At 56.8% G+C, this 21,673-nt stretch carries 29 protein-coding genes and 1 tRNA gene; 20 read left to right on the forward strand and 10 right to left on the reverse strand.

Annotated features, from left to right (window positions below; translation table 11 throughout):
- The coding region (locus DFS28_RS29725; protein ID WP_111452629.1) for an FAD-binding oxidoreductase at positions 1-1,132 on the reverse strand (1,132 nt) is incomplete at its 3' end.
- 183 nt (positions 1,133-1,315) lie between these two features.
- Between DFS28_RS29725 and DFS28_RS29730 the strand changes: the two genes are divergently transcribed.
- The 3 genes from DFS28_RS29730 (at position 1,316) to DFS28_RS29740 (ending at position 2,421) form a co-directional block, all read left to right on the forward strand.
- Positions 1,316-1,392 (forward strand) — tRNA-Val (locus tag DFS28_RS29730).
- Between the two features lie 454 nt (positions 1,393-1,846).
- Entirely contained in the window at positions 1,847-2,101 is a 255-nt protein-coding gene (locus DFS28_RS31305) for a hypothetical protein (RefSeq protein WP_111452630.1), read from the forward strand.
- Positions 2,102-2,226: 125 nt separating this feature from the next.
- Entirely contained in the window at positions 2,227-2,421 is a 195-nt protein-coding gene (locus tag DFS28_RS29740) for a hypothetical protein (RefSeq protein ID WP_111452631.1), read from the forward strand.
- A 264-nt stretch (positions 2,422-2,685) separates the two neighbouring features.
- Here the strand turns inward: DFS28_RS29740 and DFS28_RS29750 are convergent, their stop codons facing one another.
- Entirely contained in the window at positions 2,686-2,898 is a 213-nt protein-coding gene (locus tag DFS28_RS29750) for a hypothetical protein (RefSeq protein WP_111452633.1), read from the reverse strand.
- A gap of 172 nt (positions 2,899-3,070) precedes the next feature.
- Here DFS28_RS29750 and DFS28_RS29755 point away from each other — a divergent pair, with 172 nt between their 5' ends.
- Positions 3,071-3,529, forward strand: coding sequence for a DUF2214 family protein (locus tag DFS28_RS29755; RefSeq protein ID WP_111452634.1), 459 nt, complete (start codon positions 3,071-3,073; stop codon positions 3,527-3,529).
- A 175-nt stretch (positions 3,530-3,704) separates the two neighbouring features.
- Here DFS28_RS29755 and csrA read toward each other — a convergent pair whose 3' ends face one another.
- Positions 3,705-3,899, reverse strand: a complete 195-nt coding sequence (gene csrA / locus DFS28_RS29760; RefSeq protein WP_007938114.1) for a carbon storage regulator CsrA — start codon at positions 3,897-3,899, stop codon at positions 3,705-3,707.
- A gap of 250 nt (positions 3,900-4,149) precedes the next feature.
- On the opposite strand from csrA, the gene DFS28_RS29765 reads away from it, so the two are divergent.
- On the forward strand, positions 4,150-4,515 hold the full coding sequence (locus DFS28_RS29765; RefSeq protein WP_111452635.1) for an SPOR domain-containing protein: 366 nt from the start codon (positions 4,150-4,152) through the stop codon (positions 4,513-4,515).
- Positions 4,482-4,910, forward strand: a complete 429-nt coding sequence (locus DFS28_RS29770) for a siderophore-interacting protein (RefSeq protein ID WP_371922186.1) — start codon at positions 4,482-4,484, stop codon at positions 4,908-4,910. Before DFS28_RS29765 ends, DFS28_RS29770 begins: the two co-directional genes overlap by 34 nt.
- A gap of 8 nt (positions 4,911-4,918) precedes the next feature.
- Here the strand turns inward: DFS28_RS29770 and DFS28_RS29775 are convergent, their stop codons facing one another.
- The 4 genes from DFS28_RS29775 to DFS28_RS29790 all read right to left on the reverse strand — a co-directional run bounded on the left by DFS28_RS29775 (position 4,919) and on the right by DFS28_RS29790 (position 8,084).
- Positions 4,919-5,608: a flavodoxin family protein gene (locus DFS28_RS29775; protein ID WP_111452636.1), complete on the reverse strand. Its 690-nt coding sequence runs from the start codon at positions 5,606-5,608 to the stop codon at positions 4,919-4,921.
- Positions 5,609-5,840: 232 nt separating this feature from the next.
- Positions 5,841-6,530, reverse strand: a complete 690-nt coding sequence (locus DFS28_RS29780) for an endonuclease (protein WP_111452637.1) — start codon at positions 6,528-6,530, stop codon at positions 5,841-5,843.
- A 4-nt stretch (positions 6,531-6,534) separates the two neighbouring features.
- On the reverse strand, positions 6,535-6,825 hold the full coding sequence (locus DFS28_RS29785; RefSeq protein WP_111452638.1) for a DUF1654 domain-containing protein: 291 nt from the start codon (positions 6,823-6,825) through the stop codon (positions 6,535-6,537).
- 170 nt (positions 6,826-6,995) lie between these two features.
- On the reverse strand, positions 6,996-8,084 hold the full coding sequence (locus DFS28_RS29790) for an asparaginase (RefSeq protein WP_111452639.1): 1,089 nt from the start codon (positions 8,082-8,084) through the stop codon (positions 6,996-6,998).
- A 349-nt stretch (positions 8,085-8,433) separates the two neighbouring features.
- Between DFS28_RS29790 and DFS28_RS29795 the strand changes: the two genes are divergently transcribed.
- The 8 genes from DFS28_RS29795 to DFS28_RS29830 all read left to right on the forward strand — a co-directional run bounded on the left by DFS28_RS29795 (position 8,434) and on the right by DFS28_RS29830 (position 16,102).
- The gene (locus DFS28_RS29795; protein ID WP_111452640.1) at positions 8,434-8,895 is read left to right on the forward strand and encodes a hypothetical protein; all 462 of its coding nucleotides are present in this window, start codon (positions 8,434-8,436) and stop codon (positions 8,893-8,895) included.
- Between the two features lie 195 nt (positions 8,896-9,090).
- A complete protein-coding gene (locus DFS28_RS29800) occupies positions 9,091-10,047 on the forward strand; it encodes a sugar ABC transporter substrate-binding protein (protein ID WP_111452641.1) in 957 nt (318 codons plus the stop codon).
- A gap of 56 nt (positions 10,048-10,103) precedes the next feature.
- Positions 10,104-11,657: a sugar ABC transporter ATP-binding protein gene (locus DFS28_RS29805; RefSeq protein WP_111452642.1), complete on the forward strand. Its 1,554-nt coding sequence runs from the start codon at positions 10,104-10,106 to the stop codon at positions 11,655-11,657.
- Entirely contained in the window at positions 11,654-12,631 is a 978-nt protein-coding gene (locus DFS28_RS29810) for an ABC transporter permease (protein WP_111452643.1), read from the forward strand. Before DFS28_RS29805 ends, DFS28_RS29810 begins: the two co-directional genes overlap by 4 nt.
- Positions 12,632-12,634: 3 nt before the next feature.
- Positions 12,635-13,654: a LacI family DNA-binding transcriptional regulator gene (locus DFS28_RS29815; RefSeq protein ID WP_111452644.1), complete on the forward strand. Its 1,020-nt coding sequence runs from the start codon at positions 12,635-12,637 to the stop codon at positions 13,652-13,654.
- A 57-nt stretch (positions 13,655-13,711) separates the two neighbouring features.
- On the forward strand, positions 13,712-14,629 hold the full coding sequence (gene rbsK, locus DFS28_RS29820; RefSeq protein WP_111452645.1) for a ribokinase: 918 nt from the start codon (positions 13,712-13,714) through the stop codon (positions 14,627-14,629).
- Positions 14,626-15,030, forward strand: coding sequence for a D-ribose pyranase (rbsD, locus tag DFS28_RS29825; RefSeq protein ID WP_111452646.1), 405 nt, complete (start codon positions 14,626-14,628; stop codon positions 15,028-15,030). Before rbsK ends, rbsD begins: the two co-directional genes overlap by 4 nt.
- Before the next feature lie 43 nt (positions 15,031-15,073).
- Positions 15,074-16,102: a nucleoside hydrolase gene (locus DFS28_RS29830; protein WP_111452647.1), complete on the forward strand. Its 1,029-nt coding sequence runs from the start codon at positions 15,074-15,076 to the stop codon at positions 16,100-16,102.
- 37 nt (positions 16,103-16,139) lie between these two features.
- Here DFS28_RS29830 and DFS28_RS29835 read toward each other — a convergent pair whose 3' ends face one another.
- Entirely contained in the window at positions 16,140-16,346 is a 207-nt protein-coding gene (locus DFS28_RS29835) for a hypothetical protein (RefSeq protein ID WP_008145651.1), read from the reverse strand.
- A gap of 132 nt (positions 16,347-16,478) precedes the next feature.
- On the opposite strand from DFS28_RS29835, the gene DFS28_RS29840 reads away from it, so the two are divergent.
- Positions 16,479-16,784 (forward strand): hypothetical protein, encoded by a 306-nt coding sequence (locus DFS28_RS29840; RefSeq protein ID WP_111452648.1) that lies wholly within the window; start codon positions 16,479-16,481, stop codon positions 16,782-16,784.
- Between the two features lie 166 nt (positions 16,785-16,950).
- Complete coding sequence (locus DFS28_RS29845; protein WP_033061805.1) at positions 16,951-17,271, forward strand: I78 family peptidase inhibitor; 321 nt, start codon at positions 16,951-16,953, stop codon at positions 17,269-17,271.
- A gap of 71 nt (positions 17,272-17,342) precedes the next feature.
- Here DFS28_RS29845 and DFS28_RS29850 read toward each other — a convergent pair whose 3' ends face one another.
- Both DFS28_RS29850 and DFS28_RS29855 read right to left on the reverse strand, forming a co-directional pair.
- Positions 17,343-17,555 carry a cold-shock protein gene (locus DFS28_RS29850; protein ID WP_007905882.1) on the reverse strand — a complete coding sequence of 71 codons (213 nt, stop codon included), beginning with the start codon at positions 17,553-17,555 and terminating at the stop codon, positions 17,343-17,345.
- A 290-nt stretch (positions 17,556-17,845) separates the two neighbouring features.
- Positions 17,846-18,148, reverse strand: coding sequence for a hypothetical protein (locus DFS28_RS29855; RefSeq protein WP_111452649.1), 303 nt, complete (start codon positions 18,146-18,148; stop codon positions 17,846-17,848).
- A 374-nt stretch (positions 18,149-18,522) separates the two neighbouring features.
- Between DFS28_RS29855 and thrS the strand changes: the two genes are divergently transcribed.
- Genes thrS through rplT form a run of 4 tightly spaced genes read left to right on the forward strand, consistent with a single transcriptional unit; the run spans position 18,523 to position 21,635 of the window.
- Positions 18,523-20,445: a threonine--tRNA ligase gene (thrS, locus tag DFS28_RS29860; protein ID WP_111452650.1), complete on the forward strand. Its 1,923-nt coding sequence runs from the start codon at positions 18,523-18,525 to the stop codon at positions 20,443-20,445.
- Entirely contained in the window at positions 20,445-20,996 is a 552-nt protein-coding gene (gene infC / locus DFS28_RS29865) for a translation initiation factor IF-3 (RefSeq protein WP_169857083.1), read from the forward strand. The genes thrS and infC overlap by 1 nt, the downstream gene beginning before the upstream one ends.
- 60 nt (positions 20,997-21,056) lie before the next feature.
- Positions 21,057-21,251, forward strand: a complete 195-nt coding sequence (rpmI, locus tag DFS28_RS29870; RefSeq protein ID WP_008145659.1) for a 50S ribosomal protein L35 — start codon at positions 21,057-21,059, stop codon at positions 21,249-21,251.
- Between the two features lie 27 nt (positions 21,252-21,278).
- The gene (rplT, locus tag DFS28_RS29875; RefSeq protein ID WP_007905879.1) at positions 21,279-21,635 is read left to right on the forward strand and encodes a 50S ribosomal protein L20; all 357 of its coding nucleotides are present in this window, start codon (positions 21,279-21,281) and stop codon (positions 21,633-21,635) included.
- Positions 21,636-21,673 lie beyond the last annotated feature (38 nt).

Below are 21,673 nucleotides of genomic sequence, written 5' to 3' on the forward strand. Positions count from 1 at the left end.
CCTTGCCCGCCAGGTGCGTATACGTCACGCCATGGCCGCTGCAACCCTGGGAATAGTAGATGTTGTCGCCCAGGCGTCCGACCTGAGGAAGTCGTGACAAGGTCAGCAGGAAATTGCCGGTCCAGGCGTAATCGATCTTCACGTCCTTGAGCTGCGGGAAAGCCTTGAGCATCTTCGGCCGAATTATTGCCTCGATGTTCGCCGGATCCCGCGCGCCATACACCACGCCACCGCCGAAAACCAGGCGCTTGTCTGCGGTCAAACGGTAGTAGTCGAGCAGGTAATTGCAGTCTTCGACGCAGTAATCCTGCGGCAACAGGCTCTTGGCCAATGCTTCGCCCAAGGGTTCAGTGGTGATCACCTGAGTCCCGCAGGGCATCGATTTGGCGGCCAGTTCCGGCACCAGATTACCGAGATACGCATTGCCCGCCACGATGATGAACTTGGCCCTGACCTTGCCTTGAGGGGTATGCACCACCGGATTCGCGCCGCGCTCGATGCGCACCGCCGGCGATTGCTCATAAATGGTGCCGCCCAGCGACTCGACGGCTGCCGCTTCACCCAACACCAGGTTCAGCGGATGAATGTGCCCGCCGCTCATGTCGAGCATGCCGCCGATGTATTGATCGCACGCGACCACTTCACGGATGCGACGCTGATCCATCAATTCAAGCTGCGTGTGACCGAAGCGCTCCCACAGACGCTTCTGGGATTCCAGATGGCCCATCTGCTTGGCGGTAATGGCAGCGAATACGCCACCGTCCTTCAGGTCGCACTGGATATTATATTTGGCAACCCGCTCACGAATGATCCGCCCACCTTCGAACGCCATCTGCCCCAGCAACTGAGCCTGCTTGGGACCGACACTGCGCTCGATCACATCGATGTCGCGGCTATAACTGTTAACGATCTGGCCACCGTTACGCCCTGACGCACCAAAACCTACCTTCGCCGCTTCAAGCACCGTGACCCGGAAACCGTTTTCCAGCAGAAACAGGGCAGAGGACAGACCGGTATAACCGGCACCGATCACACAGACATCAGTCTCCACGTCATCCTGCAAGGCCGGGCGCGGCGGAGCCGGATTGGCCGATGCGGCGTAATAGGAATCCGGGTAGGGGGTGTTCGCCATCCTGCAGCCTCTGTTTAATATATTTTACGAGTGCGTCGATCCTACCCGAGATAAAAAACGACCGCCAGCCACCGCAAAATCTTCTTTGCAGCCGCAAAATTAAATATTTTGCATATTCATAGGGTTAGCTCGAAAAAAGGTGTTGACACCCCTCCGGAATTCCGTAGAATGCCGCCTCACAGCAGGCACGTAGCTCAGTTGGTTAGAGCACCACCTTGACATGGTGGGGGTCGTTGGTTCGAGTCCAATCGCGCCTACCAAACAAAATCCGCTCTGCTGGGCGGTCTAGAAGGGCTCACCGAAAGGTGGGCCCTTTTTTGTTGCTTGCGTTTTGAAAAACTTTTTCAAAACCCCACTCAAAATGCCAGCTCGGCACCCCCCTCCAGACTAATGCTGTTCACTTAAGCGCGGCGTCCATATTTGTGGCGAGGGGATTGAGCGAAACGTCGCACCGCCCCGTTGGGCTGCGAAGCGGCCCCAGCGTCTTTTCAGACAGACTAAGTTGTCTGGATTACGACTGCTTCGCAGCCGAACGGGGTGGTGCGGCATTCCGATAAATCCCCTCGCCACAGGCTCTAGCTCGACTGAAGAATGTCTTAAGTGAACAGCATTACCCCTCCAGACAGGCTTTGGATTTGGCTTGCTGTACCTGACCTGTGAATCATTAAGCGGCCTCATGGTCATATCGCTGACCTTTGCATTCAGGACGTTCAAATGAAGCGTGCAGTAATAATGTTCATGGCCATTTCAGGCTCTCTCCTGCTGGGAGGCTGTGGGCCTCACTGGGACGACGGAGAAAGGTACGGGCGAGATCGTGATCGAGATCATGATTACCGTCGTGGATACGACCGCGGGTATGACGATGATCGAGGGTATGACCGCCGATACGATCGTCGTGACCATGATCATGGGTATGACCGCAATCGTGATCGTGATCGTGATCGTGATCGTGACGATAGAGACGACTGAATGCGCTGGCCATCGGCCCTCGGCCCGGTCAATGATCGCCCGGTATGCCGATCAGCTTTAGCGGCACGGATTGCCAGTGATTCAGGCGTAAGATAGCGGTGCTACCTCATCAAAAGGAGCCGCATATGATCGCCGACCAAATGAACAAGCCGGTATCTGAGGACAGAGCTGTTTGGGATCAATACTTCTGCGCTGCGTTGATTGCGGAAAGCAATTTGACCGCACCGGTTGTAGGAGGCGCTACTCATGAAGACAGGCAGAACCTGTTGATTGAAAGGGCCAAAGCTCTCGCCGACAAGATGATGGAAAACAGAAAATAACCAGAGCCCAGCCATCGCGCTGGGCTCTTCACATCTGGAACTCGTGCAAGACGATGCTGGAGTGCTGCAACAGGTAATCATGAGGGGTGAGTTGGCGATCAATCGCGTACTGGATAACCACAAGCCTGGGTCGTCGCCAGGCACTGTAACGAGGGGATTGCCCCCTCGTTACAAATGTTGCATGAAGAGCATGAACCACTACTGGCGTGGTTCATCTCAACAACGTCGGACCTGCATGGTAGGTCCAACCCACTAAAACCAATCTTACTTGGCGTTCAACTTCTTCAGTTCTTCATAAGTCGCCGACTGTACAAACCAGAAGCCGGAGATGATGCACCACGTCAGGGTGCCGGTAATGAAAACGCCTGCTCCGGACCAGAAGCCCTGAACGAAGATCATGACCACTGCGGCGATCCAGATAACGGCCAGTGCGACGTACAGAACTACGTTGTTTACGCCAATTACGAACTCTTTCACGTCTATTCCCTTTTGAATGTTTATCCTCTGGCTCCTTACGCAAGGGCCAGTGGGCGGCATGATAGGGGGATAGGTGGCTGTTCGCCAGTCATGTCACGGCCTGCAGGCAGATTTCCAGATTGTGGACTACTACTGACAAGCCCATTTCCTTATCCCTGTCAGGAGCATCTCTATGCTGTTTCACTGGTTTCTTGCGGCGATCCATCTCTTGGCTGTTGCCTTGGGCCTCTGGGCGGTACTCACCCGAGGGACGGCGTTAAGCCGCCTGGCCGTCGGTACGGCGCAGGTTCGCAATGTGCTGGTTGCCGATAACGTATGGGGCATCTGTGCGGGTATTTTGCTGATCACAGGTTTGATGCGGGCCTTCGGTGGGTACGAAAAAGGCACCGACTATTACCTTCATCAGCCGTTGTTCCATCTGAAGATGACGCTGTTCGTGATCATTCTGCTGCTTGAAGCGGCCCCCATGATTACCTTGATCAAGTGGCGGATCGCCTTGGGCAGGGGCGCTTCGATTGACCAGGGCCGAGCCAGGCTGTTTGCACGCATCAGTCATATCGAAGCGCTGTTGTTGATGTTGATGGTGATTGCGGCCACCGGCATGGCGCGCGGTGTGACCTTCGGCTCATAACGGCGTGATTCGTCGGGGTTAAAGCGAATAATCTGACAGTCACGGCGTGGCCGAAGCCGGTAGCATCGGCTTCACGTAATGGGGGAGGAGGCGAGGCTCAGCAAAATGCCGAGCATGAATCTTTAGCCAGCCATTGCGCTGTAACGAACGGGCTGGCTACTGACTGCAGCAGGATTCAGGGAGTCTGCGGTTTGTCTGGAGCGGTGAGGCCAGCCTGAATGCGCTGATAGATTTCTTCGCGATGAACCGCAACGTCTTTCGGGGCATTGATGCCAATTCTGACTTGCTGGCCGCTAACGCCCAGAATGGTGATCGTAATGTCATCACCAATATTTATGCTTTCACCGACTTTGCGGGTGAGTATCAGCATGGTCTTCTCCTTGATTGCTTTGTGGGGCACCTGATTCGGACAGTGCAGAGGTCGGTGGTATGTATAGATTAGTGCGAAGTCTCACGGTTTGGGTGCCTCTTTCTGACGCACAGATGCTGCATTAATTCCCAAGGCGTAACTATACAGAGGCCGCAACCATCATTCTCGTTGTTTTAAGCCCATTTTGCGGCACTCGGGAAGTATTCATGGATGCTAAAATCGCCGCTTTAAGCATTCTGAGGGAAGCGTTGTGCGCAAAATAGTCTTGGTAATTGCGGTATTGGCGCTGGCGGGATGCGGTGAGGGCAAGAGTGTTGACGCGCAAAAGCCGCAACCGGTAGCTGCGACTGCACCTTCGATGGCATCCGCACCACAATGGGATCTCGAAGTTCGAGGCGAAACACCTCAGGCGGTCAGCGATTTGAGCGGCTGGCTGATTGAGCACAGTTTCGTTTCCAATATCGTCAAGGAAAACGGAAAGACCCGGATTCTGCTCGGGCCATTCAGTTCGAAAGCCGAGGCTGAGGCCAAACAGACAGAAGTGCGCGCGGCGCTCACCCGGGCGAAGAAACAGAACATCGAATTGTTGGTTCTCGACCATCCAGTGGCCCAGTAGCAGTCCTTTTTCAGGCTGCTTTTGATGGAATGCCTGCCAGGCTCGCTCATGGCGATGGATGGTGCGCACGTTACCGCTCGATGCCGGTTGCCCAGCGCCCGGCAATGCGCACTTACACCATTGCGTGCCGAGCAGGCAAAGTGGATATCAACTTCGAGTTGCACGGCGAAACCGGCCCTGCATCCCGCTGGGCAATTCATGCCGCGGCGGGTGAGCCGATCCAGATCGTCGCACCTGATCGCCAGTTTTCGGCGCAAGACGCGGGTGGTTTCGAATGGAAGCCGCCTCAGCAGCTCAAACATCTGCTACTGGTCGCCGATGCCACGGCCTTACCCGCGGCAAAGCGGACTTTCTCGATATGCGCCATTTATCTAATATCTGATCCCACCGGTTGAGGATCAGATCAGTCGTCAAACTGGCGCCATTCGTCGATCCCGGCGAGATTCCGCCGCCGGTTCTCTTGTGCGTCGATCCGCTGGGAAGGAAACTGGTCCGCACCGACCGCCCAGCGTGCTGTCGCCCGCGCAACCCTGCGTCCAAAGCGCTCCGCGCTAAGCCTGTCGCCTGGGTGCGGAGCATTCTCCGCCGTGCCATCATTCAAGCTTTGAGTCATCAGGCCTAGCCATGATCCGTTGACGTTCACGTCGGTGAAACCGCCATCGGTATAGTTGCCACCAGGCAAATCCCCGGCGCTTACCCACATCATTCCCATTTGCGCCGCGAAGATCGACATTTGCTGCAGCGTTACGAGCTTGTCGCCGGAGCGCGCTCCAGAGTTTGTGAAGCCGGCTGCGATCTTGTCCTTCCACTCCTGGCTGCGCCAAGGCACGATGCCAGCCTCGAGGAACAGCTTGAACAATCCATGGGCCGATCCCATATAGGTGGGCGCACCAAAAACGATGGCGTCAGCCGCCGCTAGCCGGCTCATGACAGCGTCGTCACGCCATCTGCCATCACTACCGATCTGAGCGGGCACGATCTTGATGAGTTCGGCGCATGTTCCCGCAACCTCTTCTGCGCCTCGCTTGACATGCTCCGCAACAGTCTGGGTGTGACCTCCTCCGGATGAATACACAATTGCGACGAAAGTCATTGATATCTCCTGATTAGAATTGCGACGCGACAAATCCGCCCTTGTCTGGGGCGATCCAGCGAGGATGGGTGGGAACTGCGTTTGATGCAAGGGCGAGTCATTTCCTTTGAAATCAAGAAAACGGGTTGCTATTCGCGGTGGCAATTCAAACGAGTGATCAGTACCGATGCAATCAGGTACTCAAGTGGACTGCTTGCATTAAACCCGAGGCCTTTGTGTTTTCAGTGAACGCTTAACCGCAGGCTTTCATGTCGACCGGGCCGACAAACTCGTTGCCGCGTCCCATGACGCACGCCACGCGTTGGTTGCGCTGTCGTTCCCAGGCCTCTACCGGATAGGTTTTGCTCCAGGCTTCGTACAGTTGTCGATCCTGTTTCGACAGGCGCAAACCGTACTGTTTGCTCATGTAGAAATACGTTCGAGCGATCATGCCGCGGATGGACGGGCGGGGCATGACCTTCTTCGCTTTGAAGTCGACTTGGGTCAGACACGAGCCATATTGGCCCGACTGCACCGGCAACCAGCCGAAACTGAAGTTGCTGCGATCGCCATTCACCTCACCAATGCTCGGTACCAGGTTGTGCAGGTCGGCTTCAGCCTTCTGGTAAGCCGGATCGTAACGCGTGCAGTTCTTGCGCCCACCTTCTTGCCAGCACTGACGCTGATGGCCGATCTGCCAGGCCGGAACAATGTGCTCCCACTCGATGCGGGAAGCGCGCTTGGCATTTTTACGCGGTACATAACCGCAGGCTGCGAGGTTGACCTTATTGCCGGTGTATTTGCACCCGCAATAGAACTCTGTGGATTGCGGTGCGTAGAGCTTCCAGGCAACTTTCTTGGCTTCGTTGAAAGTGCGTGGGGCGCCAGCCTGGACGCCGAGGGTGATGAACAAAAACAGCAAAGCAAGCCAGCGGACACTCATTGACTCAATCTTCCTTCGGCACAACCCAAAAAATCTGCACACCGCCATCGTCGCGATAGGCGAGGGTGACGTTGTCGTTCTCGTCGATTTCTTCGAGCAATTGTTCCCACTCATCCACGGGTTCGTCCGGTAGACGGAAGATCAAGGCTGCTTTGGCTTTTTGAGCGGTGGGGGAATTGATGATTTTTTGAACGCGTATACCCATGCGTTCATAGGAGTCAGGAGAGGCAGAGGTGTTGGCCACGGAATTATCCTTATTAAGCTGTACGTGCATACAGTATTTAACTGTAGGCATTTTCGCAACTGCTTAAAATTCAAGAAAATCCTCTGACAGCAATTTTTTCCGTTTGATGTAGGACGAATGGAAGATTTTTATCGAAATGTCGGAAGGGGGTGTGAGCCACTCGCCTGGGGTGGCGAGTGGTGAAACCAGTGCCCGACCGGAACCGGTCGGGCGAGGGCGAATCAGTATTCCCAGAACATCCGTTGCAGCTCTTTGCTGTCGTTGGTCTTGGTCAGTGCGACCATGGCCAGGATGCGAGCCTTTTGCGGGTTCAGGTCATGCGCCACAACCCAGTCGTACTTGTCGTCTGGCTGTTCAGCATTCCGCAGTACGAAACCGCCGGCGTTGACGTGGGAGGAACGAATGATTTGCACGCCGTCCTTGCGCAGGGCTTGCAGTGATGGGACTACACGGGACGAGACAGAGCCATTGCCGGTACCGGCGTGAATGATGGCTTTGGCGCCAGACTGAGCCAACGCTTTGTAGGCGGTATCGCTGACGTTACCGTAGGAATAGGCGATTTCGACGTCAGGCAGGCTCTTGATGGTTTTGATGTCGAATTCCGAGTCCATGGTGTGACGCTTGGCCGGCAGACGGAACCAGTAGGATTTGCCCTCGACCACCATGCCGAGTGGGCCCCAGGCACTTTTGAACGCCTCGGTCTTGATGTTGATCATTTTGCTGACGTCGCGACCCGACTGGATTTCATCGTTCATGGTCACCAGTACGCCTTTGCCACGTGCTTCTTTGCTGCTGGCCACGGCCACTGCGTTGTACAGGTTCAGCATGCCATCGGCCGACATGGCGGTGCCTGGGCGCATGGAGCCGACAACGATGATTGGCTTGTCGGTTTTTTCCACCAGGTTCAGGAAGTAGGCGGTTTCTTCCAGGGTGTCGGTGCCGTGGGTGATAACGATGCCGTCGACGTCTTTGCTGTCGGCCAGTTCAGCCACGCGACGACCCAGTTGCAGCAGGTTGTCGTTGGTGATGCTTTCGGACGCGATCTGCATGACCTGTTCGCCACGAACGTTAGCCAGCTGGCTGAGTTCCGGAACCCCGGCGATCAATTGTTCGATGCCGACTTTTGCCGCTTGATAGGTCGCGCTATTGGCGGCGCTGGCGCCCGCGCCGGCAATGGTGCCGCCGGTGGCCAGGATCACCACGTTCGCCAGTTTCTGTTGGGTTTCGACTTCTTTTGCCTGAAGGGCAGTAGGCAGGAGCAGCAAGAGGGCCAAAGCGCCCGGAATGAAGGTCTTGAAAGCAGATGTCATTATTTTTCTCTCTAGTAGTGAGACGGTGCTGATGCAGGTTCATCTAGATGCGCCCCAAGCGGATCTGAACGCTTGGGGTGAATGAGATGAGCAGGATCTGTACCAGTCGTACTTTGAATGAGGAAAACTTTTAACTTGATGATTTGTATCAGTATTTGTTTGAGCTTCCAGAATGATTACACAACCTGTTGTCCGGGTTTCCGAACGCGTTGAGCGTTTGTGTTCGGCTCTCCGAAAAGTACTACGACCTCTGTCGAGCAAGTCGCCTTGCGAGATTGCGAATCAGTGCTAAAGAAACCCGCGCTTCGGTCGATGCTCCTTTAAAGGATCTTTCTATTCAGGAGTTCACATGTCGTTATCCATTGGTTTCCCAAACGCCGCAGGCGTCACCATCGGCGGCAAGTCTGCCGCTACGATCCAAGCGTTGAACGACGCCACCGCAGAGGCTGCCGATAAGACGCTGGGCACGAAAGAAGGCGACGGCAACCAAGTCAAGACTGGCTCTTTGGGATTGGATAAAAGCGCGGGCGCGCAGACCGAAACCCCAGACGAGAGCAACCAGAGTGTGGCGGTGAAAGTCCTGCTCAAGCGCATGCAAGAGCTACAACAGCAACTGCGCGAGCAACAGCAACAATTAGCCGCAGCTCAGGCGGCGTCTTATCCGACACCGGAAGCCAAGGCCACTGTGGTTATGGCATTTCAAGGACAGATTGCCGACACCAATGGTGCGTTGCTGGAAGTGTCCGCGGCCCTGGTCAAGGAACTGGCCAAGGATTCCAGCACCGGAACGGTGGTCAACACCACGGCATGACTTGAATGCCCGGCTTTTGTCAGCCAGTTCAAATAAATGGTCGTTTCTACTCGTTGACAAATGTCGGCAGGGTTCGCATAGTTCGGTCTCCGCAAACGTTTGCGCGGTGCTCCCGGTGGGTATCCACCGTGAGCGCAATGAAGCCTGCGCCAGCGCAAGCGTTGCTCACAATAATCATAAGATCGGAGTGAACCCATGAAGCTGCCATTCGCTGGACGTCTTCTCGCTGTCGCTATGCTGGCTGCCGCATCCGTCGCGTTACCTATCTCTTCGGCCTTCGCCGAGACGCCTGAAAAACCCAAAGTCGCGCTGGTCATGAAGTCCCTGGCCAATGAATTCTTCCTGACCATGGAAGACGGCGCCAAGGCCTATCAGAAAGACCACTCCGGCGAATTCGAGCTGATCTCCAACGGCATCAAAGACGAAACCGACACAGCTGGCCAGACACGCATTGTCGAGCAAATGATTCTGGCCAAGGTCAATGCGCTGGTCATCGCGCCGGCCGACTCCAAGGCCATGGTTCCTGTGATCAAGAAAGCCATCGATGCCGGTATCACCGTGATCAACATCGACAACCAGCTGGACCCGGCTGTGGTCAAAAGCAAAAACCTCACCGTGCCGTTCGTAGGCCCGGATAACCGCAAAGGCGCGCGTCTGGTGGGCGAGTACCTGGCCAAGCAACTGAAGGCCGGAGACGAAGTCGGCATCATCGAAGGCGTTTCAACCACCACCAACGCACAGCAAAGAACCGCAGGCTTCAAGGATGCGATGGAAGCGGCGCAGATCAAGGTCGTCTCTTTGCAGTCCGGCGACTGGGAAATCGACAAAGGCAACAAGGTGGCTGCCTCGATCCTCAGTGAATACCCGCAAGTCAAAGCCCTGCTGGCCGGTAACGACAGCATGGCCGTCGGCGCAGTATCCGCGGTGCGCGCAGCGGGCAAGGCCGGCAAGGTGCAAGTGGTCGGTTACGACAACATCAACGCCATCAAGCCAATGCTCAAGGATGGCCGCGTTCTGGCTACCGCTGACCAGTTTGCTGCCAAGCAAGCCGTGTTTGGCATCGAGACTGCGCTAAAGATCATCAAGGGTGAAAAAGTCGACAGCGGCACCAATGGCGTGATCGAAACTCCGGTAGAGCTGGTTACCAAGTAGTCCTTCTGGCGACACAACGGTGCTCGCCCGTCAGGGCGAGCGCATGGAGAGTTTTTATGTCAGTTTCCGCCCCGAACGCTGTCCTCTCGGTCAGCGGTATCGGCAAGACCTACGCCCAACCGGTCCTGACCGGCATTGACCTGACGCTGATGCGCGGTGAAGTGCTGGCGCTAACCGGCGAAAACGGCGCGGGAAAAAGCACGCTGTCGAAGATTATCGGCGGGCTGGTCACACCGACCACCGGTCACATGCAATTCCAAGGGCAGGATTACCGCCCCGCAAGCCGCACTCAGGCCGAAGACCTCGGCATCCGCATGGTGATGCAGGAACTCAATCTGTTGCCGACCCTGTCGGTGGCGGAAAACCTGTTTCTCGACAACCTGCCCAGCAAGGGCGGCTGGATCAGTCGCAAGCAATTGCGCAAGGCAGCGATCGAAGCCATGGCCCAGGTCGGCCTCGACGCGATTGACCCGGACACGCTGGTGGGCGAATTGGGCATCGGTCACCAGCAAATGGTGGAGATCGCCCGCAACCTGATCGGCGATTGCCACGTGCTGATCCTCGACGAACCGACCGCAATGTTGACGAACCGTGAAGTCGAGATGCTGTTCGAGCAGATCACTCGTCTGCAAGCTCGCGGCGTGTCGATCATCTATATCTCGCACCGTCTCGAAGAGCTGGCGCGGGTCGCCCAGCGTATTGCGGTACTGCGCGATGGCAACCTGGTTTGCGTCGAGCCGATGGCCAATTACAACAGCGAGCAACTGGTGACGCTGATGGTCGGTCGCGAACTCGGCGAACACATCGACATGGGCCCGCGCAAGATCGGCGCTCCAGCCTTGACGGTCAAGGGGCTGACCCGCTCCGACAAGGTTCGCGATGTGTCCTTCGAAGTGCGCGCCGGCGAGATCTACGGGATTTCCGGCTTGATCGGGGCAGGGCGCACTGAGTTGCTGCGCTTGATCTTCGGTGCTGATACAGCGGACAGCGGCACGGTTGCACTCGGTTCGCCAGCACAGGTTGTCAGTATCCGGTCACCGGCTGACGCGGTCGGTCATGGCATCGCCCTGATCACCGAAGACCGCAAGGGCGAAGGCCTGCTGCTGACCCAATCGATCAGCGCGAATATTGCCTTGGGCAATATGCCGGTGATTTCCAGCAGTGGCTTCGTCAACAAGGGTGACGAGATGGCGCTGGCCCAGCGTCAGATCGACGCCATGCGCATCCGCAGTTCCAGCCCGACGCAACTGGTGTCGGAACTGTCCGGTGGTAACCAGCAGAAAGTCGTGATCGGTCGGTGGCTTGAGCGTGATTGCTCGGTGATGCTGTTCGACGAGCCAACGCGTGGCATCGACGTCGGCGCCAAGTTTGACATTTATGCCTTGCTCGGTGAGCTGACCCGTCAAGGCAAAGCGCTCGTGGTGGTGTCCAGCGACCTGCGTGAGTTGATGTTGATCTGCGACCGCATCGGTGTGCTCTCGGCGGGACGTCTGATCGACACCTTCGAGCGTGACAGCTGGACCCAGGATGATTTGCTTGCCGCCGCGTTCGCCGGCTACCAAAAACGTGATGCGTTGCTCAACGAAGCAGCGCCTAGGGATCTCGCATGAATACTGCAGTGACTGCCGGCAAACGTAGTGGCAACTTTTACGGCCTCGGAACCTACCTGGGACTGGCCGGTGCCTTGCTGGCAATGGTTGCGCTGTTCTCGGTTTTGAGCAGCCATTTCCTGTCCTATGACACCTTCAGCACCCTGGCCAACCAGATTCCGGACTTGATGGTGCTGGCGGTCGGCATGACGTTCGTGTTGATCATCGGCGGTATCGACCTGTCGGTGGGCTCGGTGCTTGCGCTCGCGGCGTCAACGGTCAGCGTGGCGATTCTCGGCTGGGGCTGGAGCGTGCTGCCTGCGGCGTTGCTCGGAATGGCGGCGGCAGCACTGGCCGGGACCATCACCGGTTCGATCACTGTGGCGTGGCGGATCCCGTCGTTCATCGTGTCCCTCGGCGTGCTGGAAATGGCCCGCGGTGTGGCCTATCAAATGACCGGGTCGCGCACGGCCTACATCGGCGACGCCTTCGCCTGGTTGTCCAACCCGATCGCTGTCGGCATCTCGCCGTCGTTCATCATTGCCTTGCTCATCATCTTTATTGCCCAGGCAGTGCTGACGCGTACCGTGTTCGGTCGCTACCTGATCGGCATCGGCACCAACGAAGAGGCGGTGCGTCTGGCAGGGATCAATCCGAAGCCCTACAAGATTCTGGTTTTCAGTCTGATGGGGCTGCTGGCCGGTATTGCTGCGCTGTTCCAGATTTCTCGCCTGGAAGCGGCGGATCCGAATGCCGGCTCCGGGCTGGAGCTGCAAGTGATCGCCGCGGTCGTGATCGGCGGCACCAGCTTGATGGGCGGTCGCGGTTCGGTCATCAGTACGTTCTTCGGAGTTTTGATCATTTCTGTATTGGCGGCCGGTCTCGCGCAGATCGGCGCAACTGAGCCCACCAAACGCATCATCACCGGCGCAGTGATCGTGGTGGCGGTGGTGCTTGATACTTATCGCAGTCAGCGCGCAAGCCGGCGGACCTGAGTCATGGCAACAATCAAGGATGTGGCAGCGCTCGCGGGAATTTCCTACACCACGGTTTCCCACGTAGTGAACAAGACCCGGCCGGTGAGCGAAGAGGTGCGGGTCAAGGTTGAGGCCGCCATCAAAACCCTCGACTACGTACCCAGCGCCGTGGCCCGGTCCCTCAAGGCCAAAACCACGGCGACCATCGGGTTGCTGGTGCCCAACAGCCTCAACCCGTACTTCGCCGAACTGGCGCGCGGCATCGAGGATTACTGCGAGCGTAATGGCTACTGCGTGATTCTTTGCAACTCCGATGACAACCCGGACAAGCAGCGCAGTTACCTGCGCGTGCTGCTGGAAAAGCGCATCGACGGGCTGATCGTCGCTTCGGCTGGCGGTGATGCGGGGCTGGCGGAGGGCCTTGCAGGCGTGCGTACGCCTATGGTGATCGTCGACCGTGGACTGGAAGGTGTGAATGCCGACCTGGTGCGGATCGATCACGAATACGGCGCCTATCTGGCGACCCGCCACCTTCTGGAGTTGGGGCATCGAGACATTGCCACCATTGGCGGCCCGGCGAGTACCAGCGTGGCGCAGATGCGTCTGGCCGGTTATTGCCGTGCCCTGAAAGAGGCGGGTGTCGAAGTATCCCGCGAGCGCATGCTGGAAAGTGACTTCACCAGCACCGGCGGTTACAACGCCGCCGCGATCCTGTTGGAAAAGAACCCGCCGAGCGCGATCTTCGCCGGTAACGACATGATTGGCATCGGTGTGCTGCGAGCGGCGGCCGAGCGCAATATTCGCGTGCCGACGGACCTGTCGGTGATCGGCTTCGACGATATTCAGATGAGCCGCTATGTGTACCCGGCGCTGACCACTGTGGGGCAGTCGATCCTGCAACTCGGCGAGATGGCGGCTGAAGTGCTTTTAAGAAGAATCGCCACGCCGGATTTGGCCACTGATCAACGGATCGTGACGCCCAGTATCGTCCTGCGGGAGTCGACTGCGCCGCTGGCCGGCGTGTTCGCCCAGTTCCGTTGAAATAAAAAGCCGCTAAATCAAAAGCACCGCTGAAACAGAATTGATGAGTAGTGACGTATGCCAGCAAAAGTAGTGGTTATAGGCAGCCTGAACATGGACCTGGTCACCCGGGCGCCACGGCTGCCTCGTGGCGGTGAAACGCTGATCGGTGAGTCGTTTGCCACGGTTTCCGGTGGCAAGGGCGCGAATCAGGCGGTCGCTGCGGCGAGGCTGGGGGCGCAGGTGTCGATGGTCGGTTGCGTGGGCAGCGATGCTTACGGCGAAGAGTTGCGCGGGGCGCTGTTGGCCGAGCAGATCGATTGCCAGGCGGTCAGCACCGTCGACGATTCCAGCGGCGTAGCGTTGATCGTGGTCGATGACAACAGCCAGAACGCAATCGTGATCGTTGCCGGTGCCAACGGTGCGTTGACTGCAGAGGTGATTGATCGTTACGACGCCGTATTGCGGGCGGCGGACGTGATCATCTGTCAGCTGGAAGTCCCGGATGCCACTGTCGGTCATGCGCTCAAGCGCGGCCGTGAGTTGGGCAAGACCGTGATCCTCAACCCGGCACCGGCCAGCCGTCCACTGCCGGCGGACTGGTATGCGTCCATCGATTATCTGATTCCCAACGAAAGCGAGGCCTCGGCGCTGAGTGGTTTGCCAGTGGATTCTCTGGCATCTGCCGAAATCGCTGCATCCCGGTTGATCTCCTTGGGCGCCGGCAAGGTCATCATCACCCTCGGTGCTCAAGGTTCGCTGTTTGCCAACGGCAAAGGCTTCGAACACTTCCCTGCGCCGAAGGTGAAGGCTGTCGATACCACGGCGGCTGGCGACACCTTCGTCGGTGGTTTCGCCGCCGCGCTGGCGGCCGGCAAAAGCGAAGCCGACTCGATCCGTTTCGGCCAGGTTGCCGCGGCGCTGTCGGTGACCCGTGCTGGCGCGCAACCCTCGATTCCCACCTTGTCCGACGTACAGGCCTTTAAAGCACCATGAAAAAGACACCTTTGCTCAACGTCGCGTTGTCGCGGCTGATCGCTTCCCTGGGTCATGGCGACATCGTGGTGATCGGCGATGCAGGTTTGCCAGTGCCCTCTGGCGTTGAACTGATCGACCTGGCCCTGACCCACGGTATCCCGGATTTCATCAGCACATTGAAGGTTGTGCTCAGCGAAATGCAGGTCGAGAGCCATGTATTGGCCCAGGAGGTCCTGGACAAAAAGCCTTCGGCATTGGCGACGCTCGATGAGCTGAATGCCGACGGTGCGTTGGGCCGGCGTGAGCTGCTCAGTCATGACCAATTCAAAGTCCTCAGCCGACAGGCGCGGGCGATTGTTCGTACAGGCGAATGTCAGCCGTACTGCAACATCGTGCTGGTGGCTGGGGTTACGTTCTAACTCGCTGTTGTCTTTCTGCTGTCCCACGCACAAGGAGTGCGCTATGCCCCGCTATGCTCAGAAACTGCACCACCTGCTCCGGAGTCTGCTGCTTTTGTCCCTGATTACCGCAACAAGCGCCCAGGCGGCGGAAAAGATCGACTTGATCATCGACACCGATCCGGGTGCCGATGACGTGGTTGCCTTGCTGTTTGCGCTGGCATCGCCGCAAGAGCTGAACATTCGTGCGCTGACCACCGTCGCCGGCAATGTGCGTCTGGACAAGACGTCGCGTAATGCGCGGCTGGCCCGCGAGTGGGCAGGGCGCGAGGAGGTGCCGGTCTACGCGGGCGCTCCGAAGCCGCTGATGCGCACGCCGATCTATGCCGAGAACATCCATGGCAAGGAAGGACTGTCGGGTGTCACCGTACATGAGCCGAAAAAAGGCCTGGCCCAGGGCAATGCGGTCAACTACCTGATCGACACCTTGAAAGCTGCCAGGCCCCACAGCATCACCATCGCCATGCTCGGTCCACAGACCAACCTGGCCCTGGCGCTGATCCAGGAACCTGAGATCGTTCAGGGCATCAAGGAGGTGGTGATCATGGGCGGGGCGCACTTCAACGGTGGCAACATTACGCCGGTGGCTGAGTTCAACCTGTTCGCCGACCCACAGGCTGCGGAAGTGGTGCTGAAAAGTGGGGTGAAGCTGACCTACCTGCCGCTGGACGTGACCCACAAGATCCTCACCAGTGAGGCGCGTCTGAAGCAGATCGCAGCGATCAACAACAACGCCAGCAAGCTGGTGGGCGATATTCTCAATGAATACGTCAAAGGCGACATGGAGCACTACGGCATTCCGGGTGGCCCGGTGCATGACGCGACGGTCATCGCCTACCTGCTCAAGCCTGAGTTGTTCACCGGTCGTTCGGTCAATGTGGTGGTTGATAGCCGCGAAGGCCCGACGTTCGGCCAAACCATTGTCGACTGGTATGACGGCCTGAAAGCGCCGAAGAACGCTTTCTGGGTAGAAAGCGGTGACGCCCAAGGCTTCTTTGATCTGCTGACCGAGCGTCTGGCTCGTCTGAAGTAAGCCATAGACCCGCAGGTGCCAGCCTGCGGGTTTACGTTCACTCGCTATCTATCAGGCCAATATAGTCGGTAGGGTACTTCTCGAATATCTGGGCGATGAATATCTGGGCGGCTTGCGTCCCCAGTTCCTTGACCAATAAATCGATACCAATGATTGCCAACTCTTCCGGGCTGCCCGGGCTGTAAGAGCTGTGGCCCTGTGGCCACTTGGCTTTGATGTCGGCGTCGATACTTACGGTGGTCATGATGGCGCTCGTGAAGTCGGGAAAGTCTGAGTGTCGAGTTAACCATTTTGCGCGGCTTTTGGCACTCCGACTTAGGCATGAGGGGAGGGCTATGCGACACTTGGTCTTTGATGATTTTTCAAGGACTGTGCTGTGCAGATCGATTTGAACACTCCTGACGGCTTGACCCTTGAGGCGGTGCGTCAGTTGCTGGCCTCTGCCAGCGACGATGAGCACACTCAATTGCGAGTCACCAAGGGCGGCATCGCCTACATTTCGTCAGGCGTTGTGGGCGGTACTGATATCGGCGGGCTGTTGTTTCGTCTGGAGACGTGGGCCAAGGGATCCGGTTATGTAGGATTGGTCGCGGCCAGTGACGAGGTCTGGGTCATGCAGATTTTCAATGCGCTGAAAGAGAACTGGCCGAATCCGCCGTTCGACTACATTGACGTCTATTGAACGCTGTTCATATTCAGTCACGATTGAGTGGTAAACGGCAGGGCGATGCTCAGGCAAACTCGCCGCGTGTCCGAATAGAGGGCGGGGTACTAGTGCTCCCTGTGAAACCAAACGCCAGAATGGCGGTCGCACGATCTCAGCTTAACTATTGAAAAAAGGAGGCTTCATGCCTTGGAAGCTCGCGTCATTGGGTACTTTGTTGGCCGTTGCCATGCTGGCCGGTTGCAGCACTACCTCCACCGAGTCGACAACAGATCCTGTCACGACGACTGACACGGGTCACAGCCGTTGTGAGGCAAAGGCTGCCGAATTCACCATTGGCAAAAAGGCTTCGCCTGAACTGCTGGAGCAGGCGCGTACTCGCGCAGGCGCGCAGAATGCACGGTTCCTCTTGCCCACCGACATGGTGACCCTGGAGTACCGTTCCGACCGTCTGAACCTGAACACCGATGCCAACCGGGTTGTGACCCGCGTCAACTGCGGCTGATCGCTCAGACGTTTGTGTCGCCCATAAAAAACCCCGTCACATGGACGGGGTTTTTTTAGTGCGGCTGAAAATTACTCAGCGCGGACTTGTGCAGCTTGCATACCCTTTTGGCCTTTCTCAGCCACGAAGGAAACGGTCTGGCCTTCTTTCAGGCTTTTGAAACCGTCGCTTTCGATAGCTTTGAAGTGTACGAACAGGTCGTCACCGCCACCTTGAGGAGTGATGAAGCCGAAGCCTTTTTCATCGTTGAACCATTTAACGGTGCCGGTTTGGCGATTAGACATGGTGTATCTCCAAGAAACATATATTTTCAGTAGTGCTGTGCTGCTCAGGCCAACTGGGCACACCGGGGTATCATAGTCGAAATGTTCGCTTTGGGAGCCCCCCGGACGTGCTGTTTGCCCTGCAGTCGCGTTCTGTTTACTGCTTGATGTAGCTGAAAGCCCCGTTTTACAAGGCTTTCAGCCAAAAGTAAAGACGATAAAAAAACCTGTAAAACCTGCATAAATTGTACGAAAAAGCTCAAATCCATCACTTTTTATCAGCGTTGATCCGAGTCAAAAGGACTTTTTTCTCACTTTTTCGCCGGTACATTGGCCTTGCATTTGGCTATCTGCGCCAGTGCTTTTTGCTGCAATTCCGGGGCAGCCTTGTTGTCCATCAGCGCTTGGATATCAGCCGCCGGGTAAGACTTTATCGAATCAGCACCGCAAGCGCAGTGAGCCTTCGCTGCTGCAGCACCGATCTGCGGAGTGGCTGCCTGAGTGCACTGAGCCATGTATTTCTCGCGTTCGCCCTTCGGCCAATCGGCATGGGCGGCCAATGGCAGCAGCAAAACGATGGGGGCGACGACTGCGAATAAACGTTTCAGATGCATGCTGGGATGCTCCTTGTGGGTCAATGTCTTGTTATCTGAGGGGTAAAGCAGGGTTCTAGTTCAGCACTCTGGCATAAAATTGCCCGATTTGCCCCAAGACCAAGCCTCGGTGCATCGACGACCGTTCATCTGTGCTAGCATGCCTGGCTCGGGCGTTTGCAGGCTCCGGATGACCTTCAGTCCCGGTAGCGGCAAATGTGCGAATAACCCTGATTTGAATCCCAGTCACTCTGGTTCGGTTTTCCGGTTGGCCGCAAGGCTCCTGCCGCTGTAAGGCAGGCGTTCGTCATTGAATGGCCTGGATCGGATCTTGTACTGGCTCATCCCAACCCACGTGACCTTTGGTAGGGGTCACCACTAGGAGAGGAGGCGCCATGCCAACTATTACTCTTCCCGACGGCAGTCAACGTTCATTCGATCACCCGGTATCCGTAGCCGAGGTCGCCGCATCCATTGGTGCAGGTCTAGCCAAAGCCACCGTGGCCGGCAAGGTCGATGGCAAGCTGGTCGACGCCAGCGACATCATCGGCAGCGACGCTACGCTGCAAATCATTACGCCAAAGGATGAAGAGGGGCTGGAGATCATTCGCCACTCTTGCGCCCACCTGGTTGGCCATGCGGTCAAGCAGCTGTACCCGACGGCCAAGATGGTCATCGGTCCGGTCATCGAAGAAGGCTTCTATTACGACATCGCCTTCGAACGTCCTTTCACTCCGGACGACCTGGCCGCCATCGAACAGCGCATGCAGCAGCTGATCGAAAAAGATTACGAGGTGATCAAGAAAGTCACTCCGCGCGCCGAAGTGATCGAAGTGTTCAAGGCCCGCGGCGAAGACTACAAGCTGCGCCTGGTCGAAGACATGCCGAACGAACAGGCCATGGGCTTGTATTATCACGAAGAATACGTCGACATGTGCCGCGGTCCGCACGTGCCGAACACGCGCTTCCTGAAATCCTTCAAGCTGACCAAGTTGTCCGGCGCCTACTGGCGTGGCGATGCCAAGAACGAGCAATTGCAGCGCGTTTATGGCACGGCATGGGCAGACAAGAAGCAGCTGGCGGCTTACATCCAGCGCATCGAAGAAGCCGAGAAGCGCGATCACCGCAAGATCGGCAAGCGTCTGGGCCTGTTCCACACCCAGGAAGAGTCGCCGGGCATGGTGTTCTGGCACCCGAACGGCTGGACTCTGTACCAGGTGCTCGAGCAATACATGCGCAAGGTTCAGCGCGACAACGGTTACCTGGAGATCAAAACTCCGCAGGTCGTTGACCGCAGCCTGTGGGAGAAGTCCGGGCATTGGGCCAACTACGCCGACAACATGTTCACCACGCAGTCGGAAAACCGCGACTACGCCATCAAGCCGATGAACTGCCCTTGCCACGTGCAAGTGTTCAACCAGGGCCTGAAAAGCTACCGTGAGTTGCCAATGCGCTTGGCCGAATTCGGTGCTTGCCATCGTAATGAGCCATCGGGTGCGCTGCACGGCATCATGCGTGTGCGTGCGTTCACTCAGGATGACGCCCACATCTTCTGCACTGAAGAGCAGATGCAGGCCGAATCCGCCGCGTTCATCAAGCTGACCATGGACGTTTATGCCGACTTCGGCTTCAAAGACGTCGAGATGAAGCTGTCCACTCGTCCGGAAAAACGCGTCGGTTCCGACGAGTTGTGGGATCGCGCCGAAGCTGCCCTGGCTGCAGCCCTTGATAGCGCTGGCCTGCCGTACGATCTGCAGCCGGGCGAGGGTGCGTTCTATGGTCCGAAGATCGAGTTCTCGCTGAAAGATTGCCTTGGCCGCGTCTGGCAGTGTGGTACCCTTCAGCTCGATTTTAACCTGCCTGTCCGTCTGGGAGCTGAATACGTCTCTGAAGACAACAGTCGCAAGCACCCGGTTATGTTGCACCGGGCGATCCTTGGCTCCTTCGAACGTTTCGTCGGAATCCTGATCGAACACTACGAGGGTGCATTCCCCGCGTGGCTGGCTCCGACCCAGGCAGTGATCATGAATATCACTGATAAACAGGCTGATTTCGCCGCTGAGGTTGAAAAAACTCTCAACGAAAGCGGATTTCGTGCCAAGTCTGACTTGAGAAATGAAAAGATCGGCTTTAAAATCCGCGAGCATACTTTGCTCAAGGTTCCTTATCTCTTGGTTATCGGAGATCGGGAAGTCGAGATGCAGACTGTCGCTGTGCGTACTCGTGAAGGTGCTGACCTGGGCTCGATGCCCGTCGCCCAGTTCGCCGAGTTCCTCGCTCAAGCGGTTTCCCGGCGTGGTCGCCCAGATTCGGAGTAATTACTATTAAGCGTGAAATGAGACAAGATAAACGAGCTGCACCGAAGGCCCCGATCAACGAGAATATCTCGGCACGCGAGGTTCGGTTAATTGGGGCTGAAGGTGAACAGCTTGGGATTGTGTCAATTGAAGACGCGCTTCTTAAGGCTGAAGAGGCCAAACTGGATCTGGTGGAAATTTCCGCCGATGCAGTACCCCCTGTTTGCAAACTGATGGACTACGGCAAATCGATCTTCGAAAAGAAGAAGCAGATTGCCGCGGCCAAGAAAAACCAGAAGCAGATTCAGGTTAAAGAAATCAAGTTTCGTCCAGGGACGGAGGAAGGGGATTACCAGGTAAAACTGCGCAACCTGGTACGTTTCCTGAGTGATGGGGACAGGGCCAAGGTATCCTTGCGATTCCGCGGCCGTGAGATGGCCCACCAGGAGCTGGGGATGGAACTCCTCAAGCGAGTTGAAGGTGACTTGCTCGAGTACGGTTCGGTCGAACAGCATCCTAAGATGGAAGGACGCCAACTGATCATGGTCATCGCCCCGAAAAAGAAGAAGTAATCAATAGGGCACGGCAGGCCTTCTGATTATGTTTATCAACTGAATGCGGAGTATCCGAACATGCCAAAAATGAAAACTAAAAGTGGTGCTGCTAAGCGGTTTCTGAAAACTGCTAACGGTATCAAGCACAAGCACGCTTTCAAGAGCCACATCCTGACTAAAATGTCGACCAAGCGTAAGCGTCAACTGCGCGGTAGCAGCTTGCTGGCACCGTGTGACGTGGCAAAAGTCGAGCGCATGCTGCGCCTTCGTTAATTTAGTCAAGAATAGAGGAAGTAACTCATGGCTCGTGTAAAGCGTGGCGTCATTGCCCGTAAACGTCACAAAAAAATTCTGAAACTTGCTAAAGGCTACTACGGCGCTCGCTCGCGCGTATTCCGTGTTGCCAAGCAAGCGGTAATCAAGGCAGGCCAATACGCCTACCGTGACCGTCGTCAGAAAAAACGTCAGTTCCGCGCTCTGTGGATCGCTCGTATCAACGCTGGTGCACGTATCAACGGTCTGTCCTACAGCCGTTTCATCGCCGGCCTGAAAAAAGCGTCCATCGAGATCGACCGTAAGGTTCTGGCTGATCTGGCAGTGAACGAAAAAGCGGCGTTTGCTGCGATTGTCGAGAAAGCTAAAGCCACCTTGGCTTAAGTACCCCCGACAGTCACCCGGCCTCACCTCTGTGGGGT

This window comes from Pseudomonas sp. 478, from assembly GCF_003254125.1.
GTDB lineage: Bacteria > Pseudomonadota > Gammaproteobacteria > Pseudomonadales > Pseudomonadaceae > Aquipseudomonas.